The organism is Paenibacillus sp. sgz302115 (genome assembly GCF_056120445.1).
The window spans coordinates 186,826-212,940 of sequence record NZ_JBVYOK010000010.1; the positions used below are offsets into that span (position 1 = coordinate 186,826).

General features: G+C 52.4%; 25 protein-coding genes and 2 other annotated features. Of the genes, 23 read left to right on the forward strand and 2 right to left on the reverse strand.

Annotated elements, in window-relative coordinates; genetic code table 11:
* Positions 1-26: 26 nt before the first annotated feature.
* Together hemL and AC0LWN_RS19490 are read left to right on the forward strand one after the other, a co-directional pair.
* Positions 27-1,328, forward strand: coding sequence for a glutamate-1-semialdehyde 2,1-aminomutase (gene hemL / locus AC0LWN_RS19485; protein ID WP_474668184.1), 1,302 nt, complete (start codon positions 27-29; stop codon positions 1,326-1,328).
* A 29-nt stretch (positions 1,329-1,357) separates the two neighbouring features.
* Positions 1,358-2,317, forward strand: coding sequence for an RluA family pseudouridine synthase (locus tag AC0LWN_RS19490; protein WP_474668254.1), 960 nt, complete (start codon positions 1,358-1,360; stop codon positions 2,315-2,317).
* Positions 2,318-2,403: 86 nt separating this feature from the next.
* On the opposite strand, the gene AC0LWN_RS19495 is transcribed toward AC0LWN_RS19490, so the two are convergent.
* Together AC0LWN_RS19495 and AC0LWN_RS19500 are read right to left on the reverse strand one after the other, a co-directional pair.
* Entirely contained in the window at positions 2,404-2,604 is a 201-nt protein-coding gene (locus AC0LWN_RS19495) for a hypothetical protein (RefSeq protein WP_474668186.1), read from the reverse strand.
* Between the two features lie 89 nt (positions 2,605-2,693).
* The gene (locus tag AC0LWN_RS19500; protein WP_474668188.1) at positions 2,694-3,944 is read right to left on the reverse strand and encodes a GGDEF domain-containing protein; all 1,251 of its coding nucleotides are present in this window, start codon (positions 3,942-3,944) and stop codon (positions 2,694-2,696) included.
* A gap of 206 nt (positions 3,945-4,150) precedes the next feature.
* Here AC0LWN_RS19500 and AC0LWN_RS19505 point away from each other — a divergent pair, with 206 nt between their 5' ends.
* The 21 genes from AC0LWN_RS19505 to rpmA all read left to right on the forward strand — a co-directional run bounded on the left by AC0LWN_RS19505 (position 4,151) and on the right by rpmA (position 25,986).
* Positions 4,151-5,485, forward strand: coding sequence for a LysM peptidoglycan-binding domain-containing protein (locus AC0LWN_RS19505; RefSeq protein ID WP_474668190.1), 1,335 nt, complete (start codon positions 4,151-4,153; stop codon positions 5,483-5,485).
* 265 nt (positions 5,486-5,750) lie between these two features.
* Positions 5,751-6,028 (forward strand) — a binding site (T-box leader).
* Positions 6,029-6,167: 139 nt separating this feature from the next.
* Positions 6,168-8,804 (forward strand): valine--tRNA ligase, encoded by a 2,637-nt coding sequence (locus tag AC0LWN_RS19510; protein ID WP_474668256.1) that lies wholly within the window; start codon positions 6,168-6,170, stop codon positions 8,802-8,804.
* Between the two features lie 6 nt (positions 8,805-8,810).
* The gene (locus tag AC0LWN_RS19515; protein WP_474668192.1) at positions 8,811-10,187 is read left to right on the forward strand and encodes a bifunctional folylpolyglutamate synthase/dihydrofolate synthase; all 1,377 of its coding nucleotides are present in this window, start codon (positions 8,811-8,813) and stop codon (positions 10,185-10,187) included.
* Between the two features lie 7 nt (positions 10,188-10,194).
* Positions 10,195-11,571: a UDP-N-acetylmuramate--L-alanine ligase gene (murC, locus tag AC0LWN_RS19520; protein WP_474668194.1), complete on the forward strand. Its 1,377-nt coding sequence runs from the start codon at positions 10,195-10,197 to the stop codon at positions 11,569-11,571.
* A gap of 203 nt (positions 11,572-11,774) precedes the next feature.
* Positions 11,775-12,956: a glycosyltransferase family 4 protein gene (locus AC0LWN_RS19525; protein ID WP_474668196.1), complete on the forward strand. Its 1,182-nt coding sequence runs from the start codon at positions 11,775-11,777 to the stop codon at positions 12,954-12,956.
* A 184-nt stretch (positions 12,957-13,140) separates the two neighbouring features.
* Positions 13,141-14,322 (forward strand): glycosyltransferase family 4 protein, encoded by a 1,182-nt coding sequence (locus AC0LWN_RS19530; protein ID WP_474668198.1) that lies wholly within the window; start codon positions 13,141-13,143, stop codon positions 14,320-14,322.
* A 77-nt stretch (positions 14,323-14,399) separates the two neighbouring features.
* Complete coding sequence (locus AC0LWN_RS19535; protein WP_474668200.1) at positions 14,400-15,716, forward strand: SPOR domain-containing protein; 1,317 nt, start codon at positions 14,400-14,402, stop codon at positions 15,714-15,716.
* A 171-nt stretch (positions 15,717-15,887) separates the two neighbouring features.
* Positions 15,888-16,133, forward strand: a complete 246-nt coding sequence (locus tag AC0LWN_RS19540) for a DUF4321 domain-containing protein (RefSeq protein WP_458966881.1) — start codon at positions 15,888-15,890, stop codon at positions 16,131-16,133.
* A 35-nt stretch (positions 16,134-16,168) separates the two neighbouring features.
* On the forward strand, positions 16,169-16,780 hold the full coding sequence (locus tag AC0LWN_RS19545) for a Maf family protein (RefSeq protein WP_474668202.1): 612 nt from the start codon (positions 16,169-16,171) through the stop codon (positions 16,778-16,780).
* A 15-nt stretch (positions 16,781-16,795) separates the two neighbouring features.
* On the forward strand, positions 16,796-17,485 hold the full coding sequence (gene radC, locus AC0LWN_RS19550; protein WP_474668204.1) for a RadC family protein: 690 nt from the start codon (positions 16,796-16,798) through the stop codon (positions 17,483-17,485).
* Between the two features lie 40 nt (positions 17,486-17,525).
* Positions 17,526-18,560 carry a rod shape-determining protein gene (locus AC0LWN_RS19555; protein ID WP_474668206.1) on the forward strand — a complete coding sequence of 345 codons (1,035 nt, stop codon included), beginning with the start codon at positions 17,526-17,528 and terminating at the stop codon, positions 18,558-18,560.
* Between the two features lie 59 nt (positions 18,561-18,619).
* Complete coding sequence (mreC, locus tag AC0LWN_RS19560) at positions 18,620-19,498, forward strand: rod shape-determining protein MreC (protein ID WP_474668208.1); 879 nt, start codon at positions 18,620-18,622, stop codon at positions 19,496-19,498.
* On the forward strand, positions 19,498-20,028 hold the full coding sequence (mreD, locus tag AC0LWN_RS19565) for a rod shape-determining protein MreD (RefSeq protein WP_474668210.1): 531 nt from the start codon (positions 19,498-19,500) through the stop codon (positions 20,026-20,028). Before mreC ends, mreD begins: the two co-directional genes overlap by 1 nt.
* 80 nt (positions 20,029-20,108) lie before the next feature.
* A complete protein-coding gene (gene minC, locus AC0LWN_RS19570; protein ID WP_474668212.1) occupies positions 20,109-20,768 on the forward strand; it encodes a septum site-determining protein MinC in 660 nt (219 codons plus the stop codon).
* Between the two features lie 5 nt (positions 20,769-20,773).
* The gene (gene minD / locus AC0LWN_RS19575; protein WP_458966874.1) at positions 20,774-21,568 is read left to right on the forward strand and encodes a septum site-determining protein MinD; all 795 of its coding nucleotides are present in this window, start codon (positions 20,774-20,776) and stop codon (positions 21,566-21,568) included.
* A 227-nt stretch (positions 21,569-21,795) separates the two neighbouring features.
* Positions 21,796-22,659: a peptidoglycan DD-metalloendopeptidase family protein gene (locus AC0LWN_RS19580; RefSeq protein ID WP_474668215.1), complete on the forward strand. Its 864-nt coding sequence runs from the start codon at positions 21,796-21,798 to the stop codon at positions 22,657-22,659.
* Positions 22,652-23,494, forward strand: coding sequence for a M50 family metallopeptidase (locus tag AC0LWN_RS19585; protein WP_458966872.1), 843 nt, complete (start codon positions 22,652-22,654; stop codon positions 23,492-23,494). The genes AC0LWN_RS19580 and AC0LWN_RS19585 overlap by 8 nt, the downstream gene beginning before the upstream one ends.
* Positions 23,495-23,553: 59 nt before the next feature.
* Positions 23,554-24,795, forward strand: a complete 1,242-nt coding sequence (locus AC0LWN_RS19590; protein ID WP_474668217.1) for an Rne/Rng family ribonuclease — start codon at positions 23,554-23,556, stop codon at positions 24,793-24,795.
* Between the two features lie 101 nt (positions 24,796-24,896).
* Positions 24,897-24,982, forward strand: a sequence feature (ribosomal protein L21 leader region).
* Positions 24,983-24,996: 14 nt separating this feature from the next.
* Positions 24,997-25,308, forward strand: coding sequence for a 50S ribosomal protein L21 (gene rplU / locus AC0LWN_RS19595; RefSeq protein WP_019908991.1), 312 nt, complete (start codon positions 24,997-24,999; stop codon positions 25,306-25,308).
* Positions 25,309-25,320: 12 nt separating this feature from the next.
* Positions 25,321-25,656: a ribosomal-processing cysteine protease Prp gene (locus AC0LWN_RS19600; RefSeq protein WP_474668220.1), complete on the forward strand. Its 336-nt coding sequence runs from the start codon at positions 25,321-25,323 to the stop codon at positions 25,654-25,656.
* A gap of 18 nt (positions 25,657-25,674) precedes the next feature.
* Positions 25,675-25,986 carry a 50S ribosomal protein L27 gene (gene rpmA / locus AC0LWN_RS19605; protein ID WP_019908993.1) on the forward strand — a complete coding sequence of 104 codons (312 nt, stop codon included), beginning with the start codon at positions 25,675-25,677 and terminating at the stop codon, positions 25,984-25,986.
* The last annotated feature ends 129 nt before the right edge of the window (positions 25,987-26,115 follow it).

Consider the following 26,115-nt stretch of genomic DNA (forward strand, 5'->3'; position numbering starts at 1 on the left):
ATACGAACAGGACTGGAGTGGAGATCATGGAGAACACGCCTTTGGCGCGGCGGGAAGAGGCTTCCCGCAAGGCTTTTGAAGAAGCTAAGCAGTATATCCCCGGTGGGGTGAACAGCCCGGTCCGGGCGTTCAAATCTGTTGGATTGACACCGATTTATGTAGATCATGGCGCGGGCTCGCGCATTTACGATATCGACGGCAACAGCTTTATCGACTACGTCTGCTCATGGGGTCCGCTCATTATGGGCCATGCCCACCCTGAGGTAGTTAAGGCGCTGCAAGAGACGGCGGCCAAAGGGACAAGCTTCGGCGCACCGACACTTCTGGAGACAGAAATGGCCAAAACTGTGGTCGGGCGCGTACATTCCGTTGACATCGTGCGTATGGTCAATTCGGGAACCGAAGCTACCATGAGCGCGATCCGTCTTGCCCGGGGCTACACCGGACGCAGCAAAATCCTCAAGTTCGAAGGCTCCTACCACGGTCATGGGGACAGCCTCCTGATCAAAGCCGGATCGGGTGTGGCTACGCTCGGATTGCCGGACAGCCCTGGTGTGCCTGAAGGTGTAGCGGTGAATACGATTACCGTGCCATATAACGATCTTGAAGGGGTTAAGGTCGCTTTTGAACGTTATGGCAATGAGCTTGCTGCAGTGATTGTAGAGCCGATTGCCGGAAATATGGGCGTGGTGCCGCCGCTGCAAGGCTTCTTAGAAGGCCTTCGCAAGCTGACAACGGAATATGGCGCGCTGCTGATTTTTGACGAGGTGATGACCGGGTTCCGGGTGAACCGGGGCTGTGCACAGGGGCTATTCGGCATCGAGCCGGATCTGACCTGCTTCGGCAAGGTTATCGGCGGCGGACTTCCAGTCGGCGCTTATGGCGGCAGACGGGAGATTATGGAGCAGATTGCTCCAACAGGCCCGATCTACCAGGCGGGTACGCTAAGCGGTAATCCGCTGGCAATGGCGGCGGGCTTGACTACGCTCAAGCTGCTGACACCTGAGGTGTATGACCGTCTGGAGACTCTTGGCGCGCGGCTGGAAGCAGGGCTTAAGCGGAATGCTGAAGAGATTGGCATTCCACTGACGATTAACCGTGTTGGCTCGATGGTCTGCCCGTTCTTTACCGAAGGGCCGGTAACCAATTATGATACGGCAAAAGGAAGTAATCTGGATCTATTCCGCCGCTATTTCGGCAAAATGGTAGATCAGGGGATCAGCGTTCCGCCTTCGCAGTTTGAGGGAATGTTCGTCTCTGCCGCGCATAGCGAGCAGGATATTGATGATACCATTGAGGGCCATTATCGTGCCCTGAAGTCTCTGTGACGGCGGAGAAGGAACATGTCTCCGGCGGCATTGCAGGCGGCGGGTCCTGGACCCGCCGGGGGGAATGGCTGGAGGCCATGCCCGGGCGGGCCATTACCGCTGCCGCAGATGCGGAGGCGGCGGTAGACCGGTGGCTGCTGGCCACAGCCGGGATGCCTGCGAAGCTTCACGCGCGATTGCGCCGTGAGGGCGGCATCCAGTGGCGGGGAGACCGGCTACGGCTCTTGCTGTTCCCCTACCGGGAAGCGGGTATTGAATCGGTATGGCAGGAGGCCGGGGTGCTTTTCGAGGATGATTTTTGCCTCGTTGTCCATAAGCCAGCGGGGATGGCGGTTCACCCGGATGGCAGCAGTGATGATGTCACGCTGGACCATGTCGTTGCTGCGCATTATGCCGCTTCCGGCGGAGGCGTCGCTGTTCGTCACATCCATCGGCTGGACAAAGACACGACAGGGCCGGTGCTGTATGCGAAGAATGAATACGCGCAGCTTGTTCTCAATGAGGCTATGCGCATCAAAGAGGTCTCACGGCTGTACGCCGCGATTGTGGAGGGCATCTTGCCTCCGGCGCTTAAGGTGATCGACGCCCCGATCGGGCGGGACCGCCATCATGCGGCCCGCCGGCGGGTCTCACCGGGCGGACAAGTTGCGGTTACGCGGATCATAGGCCGCGAGGTGCTGCAAAGCGGGACTGCGGTCAAGGTGCAGCTTGAGACCGGACGCACGCATCAGATCCGCGTTCACCTCAGTCACATGGGCCATCCGCTATACGGGGATGAGCTGTACGGCGGTCCTCCTTGGGCCTCCGGCATTACGGAAGTGAACGCCGGCCAGCGCCAGCGTCCGCAAGCCAAGGGCCGCCAGGCACTGCACGGCGAGTCGCTTGTGTTCAATCATCCGTGGAGCCGGGAGAAGCTCGAGATAGCTGACCCTTGGCCGGAGGACATGCTCCGGCTGCGGGAGCTGCTCGGGGGCGGCCCACAAGATTAAGATTCCCGCAACGGGTTTGTTGCTGGGCAGTGCAAACTTAAAAGGAGACGTAAAGTTACGCCGTGGCGTATCCTTACGTCTCCTTTTTACTTGAACCTCTTTTCATAATCCCTGATGTAGTCGCGGCCTGCTTGAGTGAGCCTGCCTGCGCGGGCATAGCCGGCTTCGTGAATATGTCTTAGCACGGTATTGAAATCCCTTTGCTCCACACCAATATGCTGGAACTCAGGTGTCAGTTCTTGTTCGATCATCTTCAAGCTTTGATATACGGGGTCAACGCTAGTCAATGCCTTCAACCTCCTTCCTGCCGGGGACTCTGCTGTTATTGCGACAGTGTATTCCCGGTAGAGTCTGTTGGTGACACTCTAGCTGCACACTATGACTCCGGCAGCTCCAGCTCATTTTTCCAAGAGAGACGGTTTCGGCCAAGCTTCTTGGATTCCAGCAGCAATTGGTCGGCGTAAACGTAGCCTTTTTCCATGGAAGTTGTCTGGCCCGGAGCTGCCTTGTAATAGTACAGTCCAAAAGAAGCCGAATACACCACGGTAATGTTCTCCTCCTCAAATTCCGCAGTAACGCTGTGCTCGTGAATATCGTCCAGAATTTCCTGGATTTGCGTGCGGCACTGCTCAAAGGTCTTGTTTCTTAAAAATATCGTGAACTCTTCCCCTCCGCTGCGGAACAGAATATCCTCCTCTTGCATGTGCGCCTTCAAGGTTTCGGCAAAGTGGATAATCACCCGGTCGCCGACGGCGTGGTTGTAGTTGTCGTTGATTTTTTTGAAGCGGTCAATGTCAGCGACAACAACACCGATGTTTTCTCCGCTCTGGCCCAGCTCTTTCATCATTTTGTCCATGTGGGCCCGGTTGAAGGTTCCTGTCAAAAAATCCTGGTAGGCCATCTGCTCGAATTTATCCCGTTCAAATTTATGCTGGGCGCTTTGTGATTTGGAGTAGAAGGACAGGCTGACGATGTAATTCAGCAGGAAAAGCGCGATCAGCATCTCCCATTTCTCCATTTGCAGCAGCCGCAGCAATAAAGCATTGGTCAGGGTTACTTTGCTGAAGTCCAGCAGATTTCTGTTCTTGAACATGATGTTGTAGGCTTCCTCGCGGGTTGTAATATCTCCTGACAGCGCAAAGGTAATCACAATAAAGCCTGAGGACAGAAGTGTAGTTACACAGACCACCAGCAGAAAGAGCAGCCAGTAGCCCAGCGGGATATTTTCGGCAAAGGGATAGAGCAGCGTATAGAGGTAATAACTGGCCGAGCCGCCAAGCGCGAATGAGCCGATATTATAAAAGGTATCCAGAAACTCCCCTGGATCTGCGGTTTTCGTTTTCTTTTTGTAGAAAAATACGGTGAACCGGTAAAATACCTCGAACAGGAATGTGCCAAGAGGGCCGGCGAATATGCCAAAAGAAGAAGTATAGCTGATTGCATAATCAATGTTGGAGTTGCCGCTGCGGGTCACTATGCGCAGCTGAAAATAAAAGCTGGAGAACGCCCAGTATAAAATCAAAGCCAGGATATATGTATGGTCCAGGACTACAGCGCGATTCGCGCCGAAGGCTATGGCCAGGGAGGCAAAAAACAGAAAAAGGTCAAATACCCTTGCTCTAGACATAACTATGATCTTCCTTTCAGGAGTTATACCGATTATAACCGAAAAAGGTTTCACCCGGAGAAGAAAGTTGATCCTGTCCGCAAGAGCCCAGCCCAAAGTTGTCATGCCTTCCTGATTGAAGCATATACATGAGTGGAGTAACATTTTGGGCTTATGCTCTGGGCTTGTCTCAGGGTTAGATTATGCCAAGAAGGAGGACACTTTCCGTGTTTGACCAGTCCCACGGTTTGCGGTTTGATATTTATGAACGCATTCATCTGCCGGCAGAACTTCCGGGAATAGCTGAGCTGGAAGAGGTTGAACTGATCCCGGACATCCAGGTGATTCAGCGGGAGGACCGGGCTGAGCTGTACGGCCAACTGCTCCTCACCGGGCTCTACCGGGGAGAAGATGACCGGACACAGCGTCTGGAGCATGCGATTCCCGTTGAAATTACTGTTCCGCTGACACGGGTCAGCTCGCTTGACGACATAGGGGTGGAGATCGAAAATTTCGATATTGACCTGCTTACAATGCGCACTGTCAACATAACCGGCGTACTTTCGCTGCATGGAATTGGAACCGGTGACTCACAGCCTGCCTGGCAGCAGGAGGAGTACACCGTAGCGTATTCTCCCGAGGAAGAAGGGCTGGTCCCGGAAGCTTCGGCTGGCGATCGTGAGCATGAGAATGATGCACTCTATGAGAATTCGCTCTGGACCTATAACGAAGGAGCGACGGATATTTCCGCCCATGAGACTGTGAATGCCAATAGCAATGGCAATCCTTGGGGAACTGTGGAATCAGCTGTGAATCCGCCGCTTCCAGAGGTGGTGGTGTCTACACAGCCTGCGGACCTTGCCCCCGAGCAGCAAAAGGACAAGGAAGCGAAATTGCGTACTCACAATCTGAATTCGGGAACCAGTGCCTCAGATGATGCCAACACCGCGGGTGTATCAGGCATTGCGGACACTGTGGAGAACGGCTCTGAGGCTCCTGCTGCAGAGATTCATGCGGTCCATCAAGAAGAGCCTGCACTCTTTTCCGAAGCTTCGGATAATGCGGCATCCTTGCCTAACGAGCCTGCAGCAGAATCCGCTCAGGAGAACGAGAACGTGCCCCAAGTGTCACCTGAGGTTCAGCAGATGCCTGAGGAGAAAGAGAAAGAGAAGGAGAAGGAGAAGGAGAAGGAGAAGGCTGATCTGAAGATCGGCCTCGGCAGTAAAAAAGAGGAGAAGCCTGCGGCGCAGGAGCATCTCTCCTTCTCCTCCCTGCTTGGCTCCAGCCGGGTCCGCAAGGAGCAGGAGGTCCAGCACTCCGAGCAGCCGGTGTCTGCGTCGCCACCCCCGGAGGCCGGCAATGACACGGAATGGAAAAGCCGGTTTATCGGTAGTCTGGGCGGCGCGGATATTTTCCGCAAGGTCAGGCTCTGCATTGTCCAGCGCGAAGACACGCTGGATACCATCGCGGAGAAGTATCAGCTTAGCGCACGGGAACTGGTGATGTACAATCGCCTCTCCGGGCAGAACGTGGAGGAAGGGCAGGTTCTGTACATTCCCTGACTGTTAATTATTAGAAGATCCCGGCCGGAAGCGGTGCGGGATCTTTGTGCAAATATAAGAAAGTATAAGTTTCACGCTATACTTTATCCTTATATTTCTCGCTGAAACGGATACCTGAAAGCGATACAGAGTATCGCTGCTTCGGAAGCATTGGCTCCTTCTATGGACGGCGCAGCCGTTTCTACTTGATGGTATAAGTTCCGCAGTTTGTGCGTATGCTGGTTGACTAGGAATAGTACTAAATGTATTATGGAAATAAGTAAAGTGAAAGACTGGGAACGGGAAGAGTAGGCGGTCAGCCCTTCAGAGAGCGGAATTTGTTGTTGCTGTGAACTTCCGCAGGATGCAGCCCCCGAAGTCGCCCCGGAGTCGCCCTTCTAAGCCTGATATGAAGATCAGGGTAGGATGTGGCCGGATGCAGCCGTTATCTGCATGAGTGTCGCGCTGGGCTTTTAGAACCGTAAGGGACTAAAGGCTGAGGGTTATTTTTGTATAGCGCGAAACAAAGGTGGTACCGCGAAAGAATGGCCTTTCGTCCTTTGAGACGAAGGGCCTTTTTGTGCATAATATGCTACTTAAATGGAGGGTTCCAACAATGGCTGATCACAACATCACAACGCCTGAGCTGCCGGAACTGCAGGATACAGCAGAGGCTGGCGCAACAAACGGCAAACAAAACGATATGCCGACTACATATGATCCGAAGTCGGCGGAGCAGAAATGGTACGCTTACTGGATGGAGCACGGCTTCTTCGAAGCAGGCAAACGTCCTGAAGCAGAACCCTACAGCATAGTAATTCCCCCGCCGAATGTTACGGGCATGCTGCATATCGGGCATGCGCTCGATTTCACGCTGCAGGATATTCTGATCCGCACCAAGCGGATGCAAGGCTACGATACCCTCTGGCTGCCGGGAACAGACCATGCCGGTATTGCAACCCAGACGAAGGTGGAGCAGAAGCTGCGTCAGCAGGGCATCTCCCGCCATGACCTCGGACGCGAGAAGTTCCTGGAGCAGGTATGGGCCTGGAAAGACCAATATGCGGAAACCATTCATGAGCAATGGGCGAAGATGGGCTTGTCCCTAGACTATTCACGGGAACGGTTCACCCTGGATGAAGGAATGTCGAGCGGTGTACGCAAGGTTTTTGTAGAGCTGTACCAAAAAGGCCTGATCTACCGCGGCAAACGCATCATCAACTGGGACCCGGCCGCACGTACGGCTCTGTCTGATATCGAGGTTGAATATAAAGAGGTTAACGGCCATCTGTATCATCTGCGTTACCCGCTGAAGGACGGCAGCGGCTTCCTTACGGTAGCCACGACGCGTCCCGAAACGATGCTGGGCGATACGGCTGTAGCGGTGCATCCGGAGGATGAGCGTTATAAGGACCTGGTTGGCAAAACCTTAATTCTTCCGATTATCGGTCGCGAAATTCCAATTATTGCCGATGAATATGTAGAGAAGGATTTCGGCAGCGGCGCGGTTAAGATTACACCGGCCCATGATCCGAATGACTTTGAAGTAGGTCTTCGCCACAATCTTCCGCAAATTAATGTAATGGATGAGAGCGGGACGATGAACGAGGAAGCCGGCCCTTATCAAGGCCAGGATCGCAGTGAATGCCGCAAGGCTATCGTTGCGGATCTGAAGGAGCAGGGCGTGCTGGTTGCTATTGAAGACCATGTGCATCAGGTAGGGCACAGCGAGCGCTCGGGTGCAGTTGTTGAGCCTTATCTGTCCACCCAGTGGTTCGTCAAGATGCAGCCTCTGGCGGAAGCGGCCATTGCCGCTCAAAAGGATGGCACTGGTGTTAACTTTGTGCCGGAGCGCTTCGAACGGACGTATCTGAACTGGATCGAAAATATCCGCGACTGGTGTATTTCCCGTCAGCTATGGTGGGGACACCGCATCCCGGCCTGGTACTCCGAATCTACGGGTGAAGTGTTTGTTGCGGGCAGTGAAGAGGAAGCCCGCCAAATTAGCGGCCTCGATGATTTGAAGCAGGACGAGGACGTTCTGGATACCTGGTTCAGCTCCAATCTGTGGCCGTTTGCGACAATGGGCTGGCCGGATGAGAGCAGCAGCGACTACCAGCGTTTTTATCCGAACAATGTCCTGGTTACCGGCTATGACATCATTTACTTCTGGGTAGCCCGGATGATCTTCAGTGCACTTGAATTCACCGGCAAGAAGCCGTTCTCCGACGTCTTTATGCACGGCTTGGTACGCGATGCCGAAGGACGCAAGATGTCCAAATCTCTGGGCAACGGGATTGATCCGCTGGATGTTATCGAGCAGTACGGCGCGGATGCGATGCGCTTTATGATTTCGACAGGCATCACGGCCGGTCAGGATTTGCGCTTCCGCATGGAGAAGGTAGAGCAGGCGCGTAATTTTGCCAACAAGATCTGGAATGCTTCACGCTTTGCGCTGATGAATCTGGAGGGTGTAAGCTTTGCAAATATTGACATTACAGGTGAGCTTTCGACAGCAGATCGCTGGATTCTTCACCGCCTGAACGAAACTTCTCGCGATATTACGCGTCTAATGGACGCGTACGAATATGGCGAAACCGGCCGTCTCCTGTACAATTTCATCTGGGATGATCTGTGCGACTGGTATATTGAATTCGCGAAGCTGTCGCTTTACGGTGCGGACGCTGCCGCCAAAGCCAAGACGCAATCGGTGCTCGCTTATGTGCTGGACCGTACGCTGCGCCTGATTCATCCGTTCATGCCGTTCATTACGGAGGAAATCTGGCAGCATCTGCCGCATGAGGGTGACACGATCACCTTGGCGGAATGGCCGAAATACGACTCCGCTCTGGAGAACGCCGGGGCTGTGGCGGAAATGAACCTGCTGATGGACGTAATCCGTGCAGTCCGCAATATCCGTGCCGAAGTAAACGTTCCGATGAGCAAGAAGGTAGAGCTGATCATCAAAGCCGCCGACGAAGAGACGCTCAGCATTATTTCCCGCAACGACAACTATATCGGGCGTTTCTGCAACACCTCTTCCTTTGAGGCGGACCTCAATCCGCAAACACCGGACAAGGTAATGTCCGCTGTGGTTACGGGAGCAGAGCTGCTTCTGCCGCTCGCAGGACTGATTGATATCGGGCAGGAAATTATCCGCCTTGAAAAAGAAGTGCAGACGCTGAACAGCGAAGTAGAGCGCGTGGAGAAGAAGCTTGGCAATCAGGGCTTTGTCGCCAAAGCGCCGGCTAAAGTCATCGAAGAGGAACGGGCGAAGCAGGCGGACTATTCCGCCAAGCGTGAGAAAGTGCTGGCCCGTATCGCAGAGCTGAAAGGATAAGGGACCATGGAAGAGTTGATCGGGAGCGGCGGAACCGCTCCCTTAAGTTCTTATACAGAAGCGGTGAATTGGATTAACGGCCTGATTCCTTTTGGCATCCGCCCGGGGCTTGAGCGGATCGAACGGCTTATGGAGCTGCTTGGCCATCCGCACCGCCGGCTGAAGTTCATTCATGTGGCGGGAACGAACGGCAAGGGTTCGACTTGTGCTTTTCTGACCCAGGTGCTGATTCAAAGCGGATATAGCGTCGGAACCTTTACGTCTCCCTACATCACTAAATTCACGAACCGTTTTCAGTATAACGGCACGGATATTTCCGAAGCAGAGCTGACGGAGCTTGCGAACAGGCTGCATCCGCTGGTTGAGAGAATCGCGGACAGTGAGCTTGGATCGCCCACTATGTTCGAGGTCTCCACAGCTCTGGCAATTCTCTATTATGCGGAAGTCTGCCATCCCGATGTAGTCGTATGGGAGACAGGTCTTGGGGGAAGGCTGGATGTAACGAATATCGTAACCCCGATTGTGTCTGTAATTACGAATGTCGGCCATGATCATACCGATGTCCTGGGAGATACGCTTGAGAAGATCGCCTTTGAGAAAGCAGGGATTATCAAGCCCGGTGTTCCTGCTGTAAGCTGCGTAAGCCAGCCGGAGGCAATAGCGGTTCTGAAGGCCAAAGCTGAGGCCAGCAAATCCACGCTCTATCTTGCCGGAGAGGATTTCGCCTATGAGAATGTCCGGATCGAGGACGGCTTGCAGACCTTTACCTTCAAAGGTCCTTTCCGTACGCTTGAGCTTGGAATCGCCATGAAGGGTGAGCACCAGCTCAGTAATAGTGCTGGAGCCATGATGGTGCTGGAGGTTCTGCGTCAATATATGGCGTTCATGCTGGAGGATGACGATGTGGCGGAAGGCTTCCGCCGCACTTTTTGGGCGGGAAGGCTGGAGGAAGTGAGCACTTCTCCGCGAATTGTACTGGACGGGGCACATAATCCTGAAGGTGCGGAGAGCCTGGCTAGAAGTCTGCCGCAGTTTTATAAGTACAATAAATTAAATTTGCTCATGGGAATGCTGGCTAATAAGCATCATGAGTCATACTTCAAGCATATACTGCCTATAGTGGATACGCTCATCCTGACCGAACCGGATTTCCGGAAAAAAATGGACGCGGGAGACCTGCAGGCCATCGCAGAACGTCTGCGCGAGAAATATGCCAAAGAAAATTTGGAAATCATTGTAGAACATAATTGGGGCCAGGCGCTGCAGCTGCTGCAGTCGATCACAGCGGAGAAGGACCTTGCGGTTGTCTCCGGAACGCTGTATTTGATCTCTGATGTGCGCAGTACGCTTTTACGGCAACCCGATTCTGAAAAAGGCTGGTGACGAACTGTTGGATACTACTGAACGTGTGCATTTTATAGGGATCGGCGGCTACGGTATGAGCGCGATTGCCCGGGTCATGCTGGAAATGGGATATACGGTTACGGGCTCTGACGTGGCGGCTCAGGAATTGACCGAGAAATTGATTGCCAAAGGCGCCAAGGTCTATATCGGACATACGGCGGAGCAGGTGAAAGGCGCGGACCTGGTCGTGTATTCCACGGCTTTGGCGAGTGATAATGTAGAATGGGTAGAAGCGGAACGGCTTAAGATTCCGGTTCTGCACCGCTCGCAAATGCTGGCCCGGCTGCTGAATGAGCGCAAGGGTGTGGCTATTGCCGGTGCGCATGGCAAAACTACCACCTCTTCTATGATCGCTCTTATCATGGAGGACTGCGGGGTAGACCCGACTTATATTATCGGCGGAGAAATTATGAATGTCGGCACGAATGCGAAAGCAGGACAAGGGGAGTATGTTGTAGCTGAAGCGGATGAAAGCGACGGCTCCTTCCTGCAGTACCATCCTTGGCTGGGCATTGTTACGAATATTGAAGCGGATCATCTGGAGAACTACGGCGGTGATTTTGGACGGCTGAAGGCAGCCTATGTGCAGTTCATGAACCAGATGCGTGAGGACGGCACTGCGATTGTCTGTGCGGATGATGAGACAGCCGCCTCCCTTCTGCCGGAAGTGACAACGAATGTCATCACCTATGGCATTCATTCAAAGGCTGCAGATTACACTGCGACTGATATTGTTCTTGGCGACCGCCAGGTGTCGTATACAATGAACTACGGCAGCGAGGTGCTGGGCCGGATTGAGCTGTCTATTCCCGGAAAGTACAATCTCTATAATTCCATGGCAGCAGTGATCGCTTGTCTGAAAGCAGGAATTTCGTTCGATGCGATTGCCGCCTCCATTGTGAAGTTCCACGGCGCGAAGCGGCGGTTCCAGGTGCTTGGAGAAGTCAATGATATTCTGGTCATTGATGATTATGCGCATCATCCAACGGAGATTCAGGCAACGATCAGTGCAGCCAAGGCAACCGGCAAGCGGATTATCGCCGTTTTCCAGCCACAGCGCTACACACGTACCTTCTTCCTGCTGGATGCCTTCAGCCGTGCCTTTAGTGAGGCCGATGAAGTCATTATTACCGACATCTATTCGCCGGCTGGAGAGAAGCAGATAGAGGGCGTTAGTTCCGCCAAGCTGGTAGAATTGATCGTGCAGAACAGCAATGCCGGTGCAAGGCATCTGCCGACTAAGGAAGCTGTGCTGGCCGATTTGCAGGGCCGTCTCGCTCCAGGCGATCTCGTTCTCACAATGGGCGCAGGAGACATTTGGAAGGTCGGATATGCACTTGCCGATGGATTGAAGAAGCACTAAAACTTGTATCACCATATAGGTAATTTACGGGAACGGCTGCTGCCCTTTTAGATAAGGGTGGATATGCCGTTTCTTTTTTTTGGGAAAATATTTTTGGGAAATCCACAAAACGACAAAAACAGGCTGAACTTTGGGGTAATATATGCTAGACGCTTAGCGGCGGGGACAGAGATACAGAAACTATGAGAGTAGGAGACGAAGACATGAGGGAGAAAATGTTGTTTATTTCTGCAGAGAACCCATTTCCGCAAGACAGCGGCGGCAAGCTGAGAACGGGCAATATCCTGAATATTTTACTGGCTAAATATGATGTGGACCTGTTAACCTACCGTAATCAAAGGCCCGCAGCAGAGAAAAAAGGAATACCAGCCCTTACTGTGCATGAGGTCGAACGCACAATGAATTACCGTAAGGCCATGCTCCGTTCGTTATATAAATGGCGCAACAGCTCTTATATGAGTCATGCGGACGTAGATATGCGCAGCCGGATTAATGAACTCAGCCGCCAGAATAACTACGGTCATGTGTTTATTTCACATAGCCTGCTGGGGAGTTGTATTGATATTGTCAGGCAAACGTTGCCCGGGGCCGTCATTGTTACCGATGCCCACAATTTTGAGAGCGGCTTGTCCGCACAGCTTGCAGAGAAAAAGCGGGGGCTTGCCAAGCTGTTTTATTCGCTTAACGCTTTATGGACACGGCGGGATGAATTGAAGCTGATGAATAAAACAACTCTGCTGCTGACCACCTCGGAGCAGGACGCTTTGGCCTTCAAGGCGCTATCGCCCGCAAATTCAGATAAAGTTCACGTCATTCCCAACTTTATTCGTTTGGAGGATTATCCTGCAAAGAAGAGCATCCCCAAAGAAAAGTGGATTATTTTACCGGGAAACATGAACTATTTTCCAAACGTTAACGCAGCCTCTTATTTCTACCGCGATATCTATCCGCTCGTTAAGGCCAAGGTGCCGGAGATCAAGTGGTATATTGTTGGCCGGGATGTGCACCCGGAGGTCGCGGCTCTGGCTGAAAAAGACTCCTCCATCGTAATCACCGGTTATGTTGACAGTGTGGCCGACTATGTGCGCAAAGCTCAGGTTGTCATTGCCCCCCTGCGGGAAGGAAGCGGAACACGTCTGAAAATTCTGGAGGCCTGGGCGCTTAAAACACCTGTAGTATCAAGCTCAAAGGGAGCGGAGGGCCTGCGCTATGAGCATTCCAGGAACATAATGATTGCCGATGATCCGGCAGCCTTTGCAGACAGTGTGGTTCAGCTCCTACAGGATCATGAACGGGGAATAGTGCTGGCGGACCATGCATACGAAACGCTGCTTGCCTATTACGAAGCGGGTAGTGTCAGGGAAAAACTGCTCCGTTTCGTTTGAATTTATGTATTTTTCGCAAAAAATTATTTTTTACCCTATAAATCGACAAACATTTGGGCGAAAATGCGCTACTATTGATCTACATCTAAAGTTTCATAAAAAGCGGCGGGATGGTCCCTAGTCTGCTTTTTTTCTGCATATTTGTTTGCATAGATAGTTTTCATAGAAATAAGGAGCTAAAGCCATGAGAAAGAGAATGCTCTTCCTGTCAGCCCGGAATCAATGCGGCGAGAACCTTGGAGATGAAATCAGAACAGAAAATTTTCTTAATATCCTCTTGGAGAAATTCGATATTGATCTCCTGGAGTATTGCCATTGCGAGCAGGAGTTGCTTACCGGTTCCGCACCTGCACTTACCATCCACCGGGTCAATCGGATCTCCACGCCCGGAGGGCCGCTGCTGCGTACGCTGAACAGGCTGCGTTCCGGTGCTGATCCGGCAGACGCCGGCAAACATCTGCGGACCAGGATCAAGGAGCTGTGCGGCCTCCATACCTACAGCCATGTGTTCATATCACACAGACTGCTGGCGAACTGTATTGATATGGTTTCTTCTTTGCTTCCTGGAGCGGTCATTATTACGGATGCTCAACGGACCTTGAGGAGACCTGCGGGTAGGGAAGGGATAGGCAAGCGGGGGATTAAGCAACATTACCATAAGATAAATGCGGCACGGGTCCGCCGGGATGAGCTCAAGCTAATGAATAAGACAGGCCTCTTGCTGACGGCTTCCGAGTGGGATGCTTTGTCCTTCAAGGCTTTATCCTTTGCCGACGCCGGGAAGGTGCATGTCATTCCGCCTTTTGTTGATCTGCAGGAATATCAGTATTCTGAGCCTGCCCGCAAAGAGAACGGGATTGTGCTCCATTGGAACATGCATACCGTTAAGGGGAAGAATGCCGGCCTATTATTTTACAGGAAGATATATCCTTTAATTCAGGCCGAAATACCGGATTGCAAGTGTTACATAGTCGGGGCGGATGTGCACCCGGAGCTTCTGGAGCTGGCCAAAGCGGATTCCTCTGTTGTGATCGCCCAAGAAGGCGGGCTTGCTGAGGATTATATACGCCGGTCGAAAGCGGTTATTGCCTCTTTGCGTGAGGGATACGGAGAACTGATGCAGATTCTTGAAGCCTGGGCGCTTCGGACTCCAGTAGTGACAAGTCCGAAGGGCACGGAGCAATTAATCTGTGAAAATGGGCGGAATATTTTGCTGGCAGACACTGCCGAGGAGATTGCCGAACATGTGGTAAAGCTGCTGCAGACGCCCGAGCTCGGTTCCATCATCGCGGAGCGGGCTTACCGGACGCTGCTCAAGCACTATGAGCTGAAGAAAGTTAAGGCTAAAGTGCTAAGTCTGGTGTAATTATAGCAAAATAGCATATCTTCCTCTCGTCTATCATATATTTCTTTATAGAATAGACGACAGTGAGGTGTGAGCGCTTGAGTAACGGAAGAATGACATTCCGGTTTGATGTGGATAGGGAGAAGAGCAGACCTGAGCCGCTGGAGCGCAGGTCAACAGCAGGGCTGGGTACAGCCAAGGAGTACGCGGAAATAGAGCTGCGGCGGGAGGCCGAGTTGCGGCAGCGGACAATTGATACCGATCTCGAGGCTGAGCAGGGAGGACATATAGTAGAACTTGGCGAGTATGATCTTATTGACCTCCGCAGGCAGGAACGGGGGGAAGGGTTCAGAGAGCTTGATGATACAAGGCAGTCGTTCTTTCGCTCTGATCATGCGCCTGATTTATGGGAGCGGGAGCCGCGTTATCCACTTGTTCCTCAAGGTGACCCTGAGGATGGATACGGGGAGCGGTACCGGTCCGGTGAATGGAAAACAGAGGCTGAGTCTTTCGGCGATATTCCGCTGTCCGGGGGTGGCTACAGCGGCAGCTATCATACCCGCCGTCCCTCCTATTGGTGGAAGCTTGCCCTTGCCATCACGGGTGCATTAGGAACCGGCGTGCTGCTCGGATATGCCGCTTTGTCTTTTATAGGTGGAGGAAGCCTGGCGGGGGGAGGCGGCAATACCAAAGTGGACTCGGCTGTTGTGCAGAACGGTACGGCCGCGGCAGATGGACAGACCTTGGCAGGAAATACGGACTCCGAGCCTTCCGGTACCGCAAAAGACGGAGTAAGCCGGATTCCCGTACAAGTAGCGGCACAAAGCTATTATCTCCTGCAATACGGTGTCTTCAGCACACCGGCGGGTGCGGAGCAGGCAAGGAAGGAGCTGCTGGATACCGGTCTTGCCGCGGCTCTCGACCCTGCGGACGGCAACCGGGTGTATGCCGGCATGTCGCCTGACCGCGAGCAGGCCAAGCTGCTCAGCAGCGGTCTGAAGAATCAAGGAATCGAGCTTTATGTAAGAGGGGTGACACTCCCGGCTGTAGAACAAGCTGCCTATGCAGGAACGGCTGAAACGGTGAACAGCTATTTCGCTGCCAGCGGGAAGCTGCTGAATGAAATGAGCGGACTGTCGGCTTCGCTGTTAAGCGGACAGGGCCAGGCGGCTGACAGCTCGGCGGTCAGCGATCTTCACATGCAGTGGACCGAAGCGGTTAAAGCGCTGGAGCCCGGATTGCCGGCAGAAGCCCGGAATCTCTGCGCAGAGCTTGAGAAATCCATGAGCCAGGGGATTTCCGCACTGAACGAGTATAAGAAGAACAAAGCCCAAGGCCATCTGTGGGAGGTGCAGGAATCCATGATGAGCTTCCTCACCGGACAGAAGCGCCTGCTGTCCCTGCTTGCTGAATGAGTGTGCAAATGAATATGTTATGGAGATCCTCCGCTTACGGTTTTCCGCCGGGCGGGGGATTTTTTTGCTGCCCGAGTGGTAATCATTTCCGTACCGGATTTTACGTTTGTATTGAACTCCGTTTCACCGTATAATAATTAGGGTGTCAAAAAATGGCGAGGGAAGACTTAGATGAAGAAGAAAAATGTAGGAATTCTGCTGTTATTTCTTATTCTGGGCTGGCTGGCGGGAGCGTGGATCGCCAAGCTGCTGGAGCCCGTGAGAGCTCTGTCTTTTCTTACAACCTCGACTGTACTTAAATGGTCGCCGCAAGCCGATTTGGACATCATATCCTATGACATCACTATTCATTTGAAATTGTGCTTGCTCAGCCTAGCCGGTATTATCATAGCCCTGTGGCTCTACCGGAGACTATAGCATTCGCTGCTGAATTCAGAAGGGACGTTTATACAGTGGAGCATGACAACTCACGTCTTATTATTCTTGCTTCGGGCTCGCCGCGCCGCCGGGAGCTGTTATCTCTTCTGGGCTTGCCCTTCGAGGTAATGGTCAGCGATGCTGATGAAAGCACGCCACCGGGCTTGACGCCGGAGGAAATTGTGCGCACGCTTGCTTTGCGCAAAGCGGAAGCCACCCTGCATGCCGTGGGAGAGCAGAGTGCTCTTATCATTGGCAGCGACACGATTGTCGTGCTCGATGACAAGGTGCTTGGCAAGCCTGTAGACCGGCAAGACAGCAGAAACATGCTGCGGATGCTTCAGGGCAAGACCCATCAGGTATACACCGGAGTCGCTTGCATCGGGACGGAAGGCAGAACTGTAGTTGAGCACCGTGTAACCTCTGTAACCATGAGAGAGATGAGCGAAGAGGAAATTACCGCCTACATTGCTACCGGGGAGCCAGCCGACAAGGCCGGCTCTTATGGGATTCAAGGACTGGGCGCCACACTGGTGGAACGGATTGACGGCTGCTATTTTAACGTGGTCGGATTGCCGCTTTCGCTGCTGGGGAGCATGCTGTCCAGCTTTGGCATCTCCGTGCTGGGCCGTCAAGGAGCGCATTAGGAAAGAGGGATAGGGATGGAGACGCAATTACTTATGCTGCGGGACCTCCCCCATGAAGAACGACCACGAGAGCGCATGATGAACTATGGGGCGGAATCACTTAGCCAGGCGGAGCTGCTGGCCATTCTGCTGCGTACAGGTACGCGGTCGGAATCGGCTATTCATATTGCCCAGCGGATGCTGGGACAGGCAGGAGGTCTCCGCGGGCTGGCGGACCTGAGCATTGAAGAACTGACGAATATCAAAGGCATCGGTCTTGCCAAGGCCGTGCAACTGAAAGCTGGCATAGAGCTGGGAAGACGTATGGCGAACTCCCGGCTTACCGAGCCGGTCATTATCCGCAGTCCGAAGGACGCGGCGGAGATTCTGACCGAGCAACTGCGTTATTTGCAGAAGGAGCATTTTGTCTGTCTCTTTCTGAATACGAAGAATCATGTTATTGCGCAGGAGACATTATCCATGGGCAGTCTCAACGCCTCCATTGTGCATCCCCGCGAGGTGTTTCGGGCAGCTATGAAATGCAGCAGCGCAGCTATTATATGCGCACACAATCATCCGAGCGGCGATCCTACGCCAAGCCCGGAGGACATTTCTCTCACCTCAAGATTGCTCCAGGCTGGTGAAATTGTCGGAATCGACGTGCTGGACCACCTGATCATTGGTGACGGCAGCTTTGTAAGTTTGAAGGAAAAAGGCTTTATGTAATATAATTGTCCAGATACACAAGGAAAAGGAGAATACAAGCATGCTAGGTGGTTTTACGAAAGATTTAGGAATTGATCTGGGGACAGCGAATACGCTAGTCTATGTACGCGGCAAGGGGATCGTGGTCAGAGAGCCTTCCGTTGTGGCCATTAATACAGATACCAAGTCGATAGAAGCCGTAGGCGAATCTGCGAAAAAAATGATCGGCCGTACGCCGGGAAATATCCGGGCCATTCGTCCAATGAAGGATGGAGTAATTGCCGATTTTGATACCACGGCTACAATGATTAAATATTTTATCCGCCAGGCGCAGAAGCAGCGCTCTATGTTCCAGCGCCATCCGAATGTGATGGTCTGTGTTCCATCCGGTATTACCGCTGTTGAGCAGCGTGCAGTTGAAGATGCTACAAAGCAGGCGGGAGCGCGTGAGGCTTACATTATCGAGGAGCCTTTTGCCGCTGCTATCGGTGCGGATCTCCCGGTGTGGGAGCCAACAGGCAGCATGGTTGTGGATATCGGCGGAGGCACCACCGAAGTGGCCGTAATCTCCTTGGGTGGTATCGTAACCAGCCGTTCTGTAAGAGTGGCCGGAGATGAGGCGGATGAGTCCATCATTCAATATATCAAACGCCAGTACAACCTGATGATTGGGGAACGCACTTCTGAGCAGCTTAAGATGGATATAGGCTCTGCCCTTCCGCTTGAGAAGGCTGAGACGATGGAAATCCGGGGCCGTGATCTCGTGACCGGACTGCCGAAGACGCTGACCATTACTTCCGATGAAATTTGCGAAGCATTGTCGGATACCGTTAATTCGATTATGGAAGCTGTTAAGGTAACGCTGGAGAAATGTCCGCCGGAGCTGGCAGCCGACATTATGGACCGCGGTATTGTTCTTACGGGCGGGGGAGCGCTGCTGCGCAATCTGGATAAGCTGCTGGCCCGCGAGACAGGAATGCCGGTCATTGTAGCCGAGAATCCGCTGGATTGTGTGGTTATCGGAACAGGCAAAGCCCTTGAGAATATTCATCTCTTCAAGAGCCGCAGTGGCTCCAATATTCGCTCCAAGCGATAAGAATCGGTTCTGCATGTGAACGTCAACCCCTGATATGGGAGAAATACGTTTGTTAGAGGGTGTTGAAACTGTTTAAGCTGTTCAATAATAAACGTCTATTCATACTATTGATTACACTGGTTATGTTTATCGTTGTTATGGGGTTCAGTCTGGCGACAAGGAAATCCTTGTCCTGGCCGGAGAATTTCCTCAGAGACACGACCGGTTTCGTGCAAAATCTGTTCTACAAGCCCGCTGGATATGTAGCGGGCTTGTTCCAAGATATCGGGAATTTGCATGATTTAGCCGAGGAGAATGAGCGGCTCAGAATCCTGGCTGCCCAGTATGCGCGGGATAAGGCGCAATACAATTTTATCGAGGCGGAGAATAAGCGCCTGCAGAAGCTCAATCATTTCACTGAGGCACAGAAGCAAATATATAACTATGAATACCATATTGCCCAGGTGCTCAGTTTGTCCACGGAGCCGAGCAACAGCACACTGGTCATTAATCTCGGTTCCAAAGACGGCGTGAAGTTGAATATGTCCGTGATTTCCGTTGAAGGACTGGTAGGTGTAGTCAGCCAGGTAAGCAATTTCACTTCCACGGTGAAGCTGATGACGATGATGGATATCAATGATCCCAATTCCCAGCCTCCGATTGCGGCAACGGTCTTAAACAAAGAAGGCAACACCTTCGGAATGATTGAATCCTACGACCAACAGACCGGTATGCTGATGATGAACAAGATTCCTGCAGGCAATCCCGTTGCTGAGGGAGATACAATCATCTCTTCCGGCATTGGCGGACTGTATCCCCGTGGGATGACGATTGGAACAGTCAAAAGCGTTAAGATCGGAGAATACGGATTAACTTCAACGGCAATTATCAAACCGGCGGCGGGTTTTCAGGACTGGAAGGAACTTATCGTCGTGTTTACGCAGGAGCGTGCAGAATAGTGAAGATGCGCAGGTCCGTCTTAGTTCTGTTGTTGTTTCTATTATTTATCATTGAGGGCACGATTATGCCCTGGCTGCTCCCGGATGCCTGGGAGATGCGGATCATTCCCAATCTCGTGTTTGTCGTGATTCTATTTGTTACGGTATATCATCACCGGCATACGGCACTTATACTTGGCTTATCCTTCGGAATGCTGCATGATGTAGTATTTTATGGCCGGATTCTTGGCGCCCATTCCTTTGCAATGGGGTTGTCCGCTTATTTGATCGGCCTGGTGTTCCAGCTTCCGCGTGCGCCGCTGCCGCTGATGATGTCTGTTGTCCTGCTGGGCAGCCTTCTTGAGGACAGCATGCTGTTTGCGATTTACAGCGTCTTCAATTTAGACCAGGTTCCTTATAATTGGGCACTGCTGCATCACATGCTGCCTACTATGTTATTTCATTTTGTTATTGCCCTGCTCCTCTATGTTCCGCTTCGGCGTCAGCTGGAGCTGCTGAAGAAAGAGACCCGCAAGGAGGAGGCTGCGTGAGCCGGACTACATTTTCTTACATGGGAAAGAAGGAATTTGCCTGGCCCGGCACGAATGAATGAGAATGGGGGGACAGGCATATGACAGTACAATCCAAGCATGTAAGGATAAAGGGCATCAAAGATGGCCTGGTTTTCCTGCTCGACGACAAGTGCCCCTTTGAAGATCTCTTAAGCGAGCTACGCTATAAACTGGAGCACAGTCATCAAAATATTTTGACCGGACCCATTATGCATGTGGATATCAAGCTGGGCAGCCGTTCTGTAACTGAGGAAGATAAGGAAGCCGTGCTGGACATTCTGAAAAGCCAGGGTAACCTGCTGATCCGGTCCATAGATGCTGTAGAGGAGCCTTCCGATAAGGACGAGGATGCTCTGTTTTTGATGAGCGGAATGCTTCGTTCCGGCCAGGTGCTGCACCATGAAGGGAATCTTCTGTTTCTGGGCGATGTGAACCCGGGCGGGACGATATCCTGTACCGGTGATATTTATATTCTCGGAGCACTCCGGGGAATGGCTCATGCCGGTGTGGACGGCAATCAGGAGGCGATCATCGCCGCTTCTTTGCTGTCACCGACACAACTGAGGATAGCCGATGTAATCAGCCGCCCTCCGGATGAATGGGGAACCCGGGAGAGCAGCATGGAATTTGCCTATTTAACGAACGGTGCTATGCAGATCGACAAAATTCATAATATAGTCAAATTACGTCAGGGTTTAAATGTGTTTAAAGGGGTGTAGCCTCCATGGGAGAAGCGATTGTCGTAACCTCGGGCAAAGGCGGAGTGGGTAAAACAACCACAACGGCCAATATTGGCACCGCGCTTGCATTGCAGGGCAAAAAAGTATGTCTGGTCGATACCGACATTGGACTGCGGAATCTGGATGTAGTCATGGGGCTGGAGAACCGCATCATTTATGATCTTGTCGATGTAGCAGAAGGCCGCTGCCGCCTTAACCAGGCGCTGGTCAAGGACAAGCGCTTTGATGATCTGTACATGCTGCCGGCGGCACAGACGAAGGACAAGACCTCCGTTACACCAGAGCAGGTGAAGGATATTGTGCTTGAGCTCAAGAAGGAATATGAATATATCCTGATTGACTGTCCGGCGGGAATCGAGCATGGGTTCCGCAATGCCATTGCCGGTGCAGATAAGGCTATTGTCGTTACCACGCCGGAGCATGCTGCGGTGCGGGATGCAGACCGGATTATTGGCCTTTTGGAGCAGTCGCATGTTGAGTCGCCGAAGCTGGTGGTTAACCGGATACGGCCGGGGCTTATAAAATCAGGGGATATGCTCGATATTGAGGATATTCTGCAGGTGCTGAACATTGATCTGATCGGAATTGTTCCCGATGATGAGCTGGTGATCAAAGCGGCGAACAGCGGTGAGCCAACGGTGATGAATCCCGATTCAGCTGCGGCAATCGCCTACCGCAACATTGCCCGGCGTATTCTCGGGGATGCCGTACCGCTTATGCAGCTTGACCGCAAGCCGGGGGCATTCAAGAAATTTAAAAAGTTCTTTGGCATGGGCTGAAAGTATATACTGCACGATTAGAAGATCAATCTATCGCATGATCCCGCCAGCAGTAAACTCTGCGGCGGGATTTTTTTGTGACAACGTATGGCTTTCTTCTGTCCGCTTTACTTTCGGGTACGCCCAATTTGCCGCATTTCTGTAATCCTCCCTGGCCGGGGCTTGTTCTAAAGCAGCTTGGATACTTCATAAAATGATAGTAAAACAAGCCCGCCGGAGGGATGAATATGGAACAAAAATCCGATATTAAAGGCCGCCGCAAGGATCGCATTCGCAGCCTGCTCGAGCTTGAGGATGTCCCGCAAGCATCGGCAGTGCCGCCGATGTTTGCCCTGCCTGATCAGACATCTACCTTCAAGGAGTGGGGAGCGGGAGCCAGGCATAATACTTCGGCTCCCTCTGAACCTGACCCCGAGGCCCTATGGAAGCAGCGGCGCGGGGGCTGGATGGATGAGGGAGGCGGGGACAAGCCGAGGTTTGTTTCCGGTTTTATGCGGAGATTCATTGCAAGCATCATTGTGTTTGGCGCCGTGTGGGGTATTTTTGCCATTAAAGAGCCTTGGGCGCTGAAAGCGCAGGCCTTTATCACCGACGCGCTCAGCAGAGATATGGATTTTGCCGCCGCCCAGGTCTGGTATGAGGAGCATTTTAGCGGAGCACCGGCATTTATCCCGATGTTTGGCGATAAAGAGGAGCCGGCTGAGAAGGTAACGGCCAAATCGGAGCTTAATGCCCCGATTGAGGGAAGCATCGTACTTCCTTTTGAGGCAGCACTAAAAGGTGTGGAGATCATGCCCAAAGAAAATTCAAGCGGCGCGCTCACAGTGAAAAGTGTAGATACCGGACGCGTGTTGTCCGTATCTAAAGAGGCGCAGGGCGGAATTCGGATAACTGTCCGCCATACAGGAGACATAACGGCGGAATACGGCCATTTGAGCGGGACAAGGCTGGCGGTTGATGACTGGGTGCAAAGCGGGGACAGCATCGGATGGCTGCAGGAAACGGAGAATGCTTCAGCTCCGCTGCTTTTTTTTGCGGTTATGAAAGACAAGACTTATATTGATCCCTCCGAAGTGGTATCGTTTGATTAGGATCCGGGGCATTGAGCTGTCACTGCACCCCCTGTTCGTATTGATTATGTTCTTTTCGGTCCTCACCGGGCAGTTCCTGGAGCTGCTCACTTTATTCACGATTGTATTGATCCATGAAATGGGACATGTCTGCGCTGCCTTGCTTAGCGGGGTGACGGTGAAATCTGTACAATTGCTTCCTTTCGGGGGAGTGGCTGTTATGGAGGATCACGGCCGCCTTACTGCGGCCCGGGAGATCGGCATCGCGCTTGCCGGCCCGCTGCAGAACGGTGTAATGATCCTTATGGCGCTTGGGCTCCAGCATATCGGGTATGGCAGCAGTGCGTTTCTTGCTTATTTTATACAGGCGAATGCCATTATCGCACTTTTTAATCTTCTGCCGGTCCTGCCCCTCGATGGGGGCAAAATCTTTCAAGCGGCCCTCAGCCTGCTGCTGCCGTATTACTTCACGTTGCTATGGAGCGGCAGAGTAAGCATCGTGGCCAGTGCGTTTGCTCTGGTCTATGCGCTGCTGCCGCTGGGCAGCGGCGGCGGACTCCGGCTGAACCTGCTGATGATCGGCTTGTTCCTGCTGTATTCGAATCTTACAGACCAGCGTAATCTGCCATACCGTTTCGTGGCTTTTTTGATGAATAGAGAGTCCGCGTACGAGCGATATCAGCAGTCGGGAAGTGCCGCGCATCCGATAGTTGCCTTTTCCGCGAAACCTTTGGATGATATATTGCGTCTATTTAAACGTAACCAATACCATTTTATCTATGTAATGAATGAGGAGAAGAATGTGGTGGCCGTTGTGCCGGAGCAGAAATTGATTTCCTCTTATTTTGGAATGTAGGTTAGACCGTACCCGCTGGGCGGAGGCGGATATCCTTGATTTGAACCAGAGGTGAAGCCATGAAACAAATGATCGTTCACTGCACGCAGTCTATTACCCGAATGGCTCTTCTGGAGAATGGGAGTCTTGTGGAATATGCGGCTGAACGCGATCAGCAGCAAGGACTGGTCGGCAGCTATTATAAGGGCAGGGTTGTAAATGTATTACCAGGCATGCAGGCTGCTTTTGTTGATATCGGACAGAAGAAGAACGCCTTTTTATATGTAGATGATGTTCTTCCTCCCCACTTGGAGAAGCAGCCGGAGGTTAAGCCCTCCATTGAGATGCTGCTTAAGCCCGGACAGGAAATTGTTGTTCAGGTGAGAAAAGAGCCGCGTGGCGGCAAGGGCGCGCGAGTAACGACGCACTATACTCTTCCGGGACGCTGGGTGGTATACATGCCTTTTGCCGAGTATGTCGGTGTATCCAAAAAAATCAGCCGTGAATCCGAACGGACCCGCCTGAAGGGAATCGGTGAACGGCTGCGGCGGCGGGAAGAGGGGCTTATCATGCGAACTGTCTCGGAGGATGAGCCGGTGGAGGCCGTTGAGGGGGATTTAACTTTTTTACGCGCGCAGTGGGAGATGATTAGCAGCCGGGCGCAAGAAGCCGTGGCTCCGGCTCATCTGCATAGCGACCTCAGCATTGTCCAGCGGTTCATCAGGGATGCGTTCAATCCGCAGAAGGATGAGCTGATGATTGATTCGGCCAGAGCGGTCCGCGAGGCGGAAGCTTTTCTGAATGATATGGCTCCCGGGAGGTACAAGCATATTGGATTCTACCGTGGACAGGAGTCCATCTTCACCGCCTATGGCGTGCAGGAGCAACTGCACAGAAGCTTTGCCCGCAAAATCACGATGGAGGGCGGAGCAACGCTGATATGGGATGAGACAGAGGCGCTTACCGTGATTGATGTCAATACGGCTCAATATACCGGCGGAGCTACACTCGAGGAGACTGTGACGCGTACGAATCTCCTGGCGGCGGAGGAGATCGGCCGGCTTATCCGGCTGCGGGATACAGGGGGCATCATTATCATCGACTTTATTGATATGGAACAGGAAGAGCACCGGAAGATGGTTACTGAACGGCTGGAGGGTGTGATCAGCCGTGACCGCACTCAGACGCATATTCTCGGCTGGACCCATCTTGGTCTTCTGGAGATGACCCGCAAGAAGGCTAGGCATGATTCGGCTGGTTTTGCCCCGGTAAACTGTCAATGCTGCGGGGGAACCGGCAAGGTTGGCGCATGGCTGGAATAGTGTGAATCTGCACAAAATCAGTTTTTATCGTGGTATGTTATTGACTGTCTATAATTAGTATGATAGTATCGTTAAGTATGTGTCTGGTTATTCTAATCCTGCACATGCTGTAACCGCTCCGATCGGGTACATAAGCGCGGTTCCCACGGGAATTTGCCACCTAGACTAGGCGAGTCTGAGACATGAGGAGGTGCAAGTACAATGTATGCAATTATCGAAACTGGCGGTAAGCAATACAGAGTCCAAGAAGGCGATGTGTTGTTCATTGAGAAGCTGGAAGCTGAAGACGGCGCAAGCGTAACGTTTGACCGTGTCTTGGCTGTTTCTAACGAGGGTGGTCTGACTGCAGGAACTCCGCTGGTAAGTGGCGCGTCTGTAACAGCCAAAGTCGAGAAACATGGTAAGGGTCAGAAGGTTGTAGTTTACAAATACAAACCTAAGAAGAACTACCACAAGAAGCAAGGTCATCGTCAACCGTACACTAAAGTAACTATCGAGAAGATCCAGGCGTAAGAAGGTGCGTTAATGATTAACGTGCGGATTACACGGGTGTCTGATCAGGGTGCGATTGTCGGTTTTACTGTAAAAGGGCATGCGGAGTTCGCTAAGAAGGGCTGGGATATCGTGTGTGCCGGTGTTTCCACTGCTACATTTGGAACGGTGAACGCGATTGAGAAGCTGACTGGTGTGATTCTGGACACTTCAACCGATGATGGATTTCTAAGCGGAACCCTGGTTCCGGTGGACAATCCTGAAGTTTCCGCCAAGGTTCAGCTGCTGCTGGAGTCTATGGTCGTAATGCTCAGCGATATCGCAGAATCATACGGGAAGTATATTAAGATACAGCAAGTCATTATTTGAAGAAGGAGGTTGACCAACATGTTGAAATTGGATCTTCAGTTTTTCGCATCGAAAAAAGGTGTAGGTTCCACAAAAAACGGACGTGATTCCCACTCGAAACGTCTTGGCGTGAAGCGTGCTGACGGTCAAGCAGTAACCGGCGGCAACATTCTGGTTCGTCAACGCGGAACCAAAATTCACCCAGGCACGAACGTAGGCATCGGTAAGGATGATACCTTGTTCGCTTTGGTGGACGGTGTAGTGAAGTTCGAACGTTGGGGCCGCGATCGCAAGAAAGTGAGCGTGTACCCGGTTGATGTCGCTCCGGTAGCAGCGGCACTGGAAGCGTAAGCTTTCGGAACTAATCGCAAGTAGAAGCCTCCGGCATGAGTGCCGGGGGCTTTTTTGCAAAAGACAAGAAGTTATAAAATTCAAGCTTTGAATGCTGGTGACCTGCGGAGAAAGCCTGTGTTATACTGG

Coding starts and splice junctions, on each gene's coding strand:
- hemL (WP_474668184.1), top strand. CDS start 27: ATGGAGAACACGCCTTTGGCGCGGCGGGAAGAGGCTTCCCGCAAGGCT.
- AC0LWN_RS19500 (WP_474668188.1), bottom strand. CDS start 3,944: ATGTCTAGAGCAAGGGTATTTGACCTTTTTCTGTTTTTTGCCTCCCTG.
- AC0LWN_RS19510 (WP_474668256.1), top strand. CDS start 6,168: ATGCCGACTACATATGATCCGAAGTCGGCGGAGCAGAAATGGTACGCT.
- AC0LWN_RS19515 (WP_474668192.1), top strand. CDS start 8,811: ATGGAAGAGTTGATCGGGAGCGGCGGAACCGCTCCCTTAAGTTCTTAT.
- AC0LWN_RS19525 (WP_474668196.1), top strand. CDS start 11,775: ATGAGGGAGAAAATGTTGTTTATTTCTGCAGAGAACCCATTTCCGCAA.
- AC0LWN_RS19530 (WP_474668198.1), top strand. CDS start 13,141: ATGAGAAAGAGAATGCTCTTCCTGTCAGCCCGGAATCAATGCGGCGAG.
- AC0LWN_RS19540 (WP_458966881.1), top strand. CDS start 15,888: ATGAAGAAGAAAAATGTAGGAATTCTGCTGTTATTTCTTATTCTGGGC.
- radC (WP_474668204.1), top strand. CDS start 16,796: ATGGAGACGCAATTACTTATGCTGCGGGACCTCCCCCATGAAGAACGA.
- AC0LWN_RS19555 (WP_474668206.1), top strand. CDS start 17,526: ATGCTAGGTGGTTTTACGAAAGATTTAGGAATTGATCTGGGGACAGCG.
- minC (WP_474668212.1), top strand. CDS start 20,109: ATGACAGTACAATCCAAGCATGTAAGGATAAAGGGCATCAAAGATGGC.
- minD (WP_458966874.1), top strand. CDS start 20,774: ATGGGAGAAGCGATTGTCGTAACCTCGGGCAAAGGCGGAGTGGGTAAA.
- AC0LWN_RS19580 (WP_474668215.1), top strand. CDS start 21,796: ATGGAACAAAAATCCGATATTAAAGGCCGCCGCAAGGATCGCATTCGC.
- AC0LWN_RS19590 (WP_474668217.1), top strand. CDS start 23,554: ATGAAACAAATGATCGTTCACTGCACGCAGTCTATTACCCGAATGGCT.
- rplU (WP_019908991.1), top strand. CDS start 24,997: ATGTATGCAATTATCGAAACTGGCGGTAAGCAATACAGAGTCCAAGAA.
- AC0LWN_RS19600 (WP_474668220.1), top strand. CDS start 25,321: ATGATTAACGTGCGGATTACACGGGTGTCTGATCAGGGTGCGATTGTC.
- rpmA (WP_019908993.1), top strand. CDS start 25,675: ATGTTGAAATTGGATCTTCAGTTTTTCGCATCGAAAAAAGGTGTAGGT.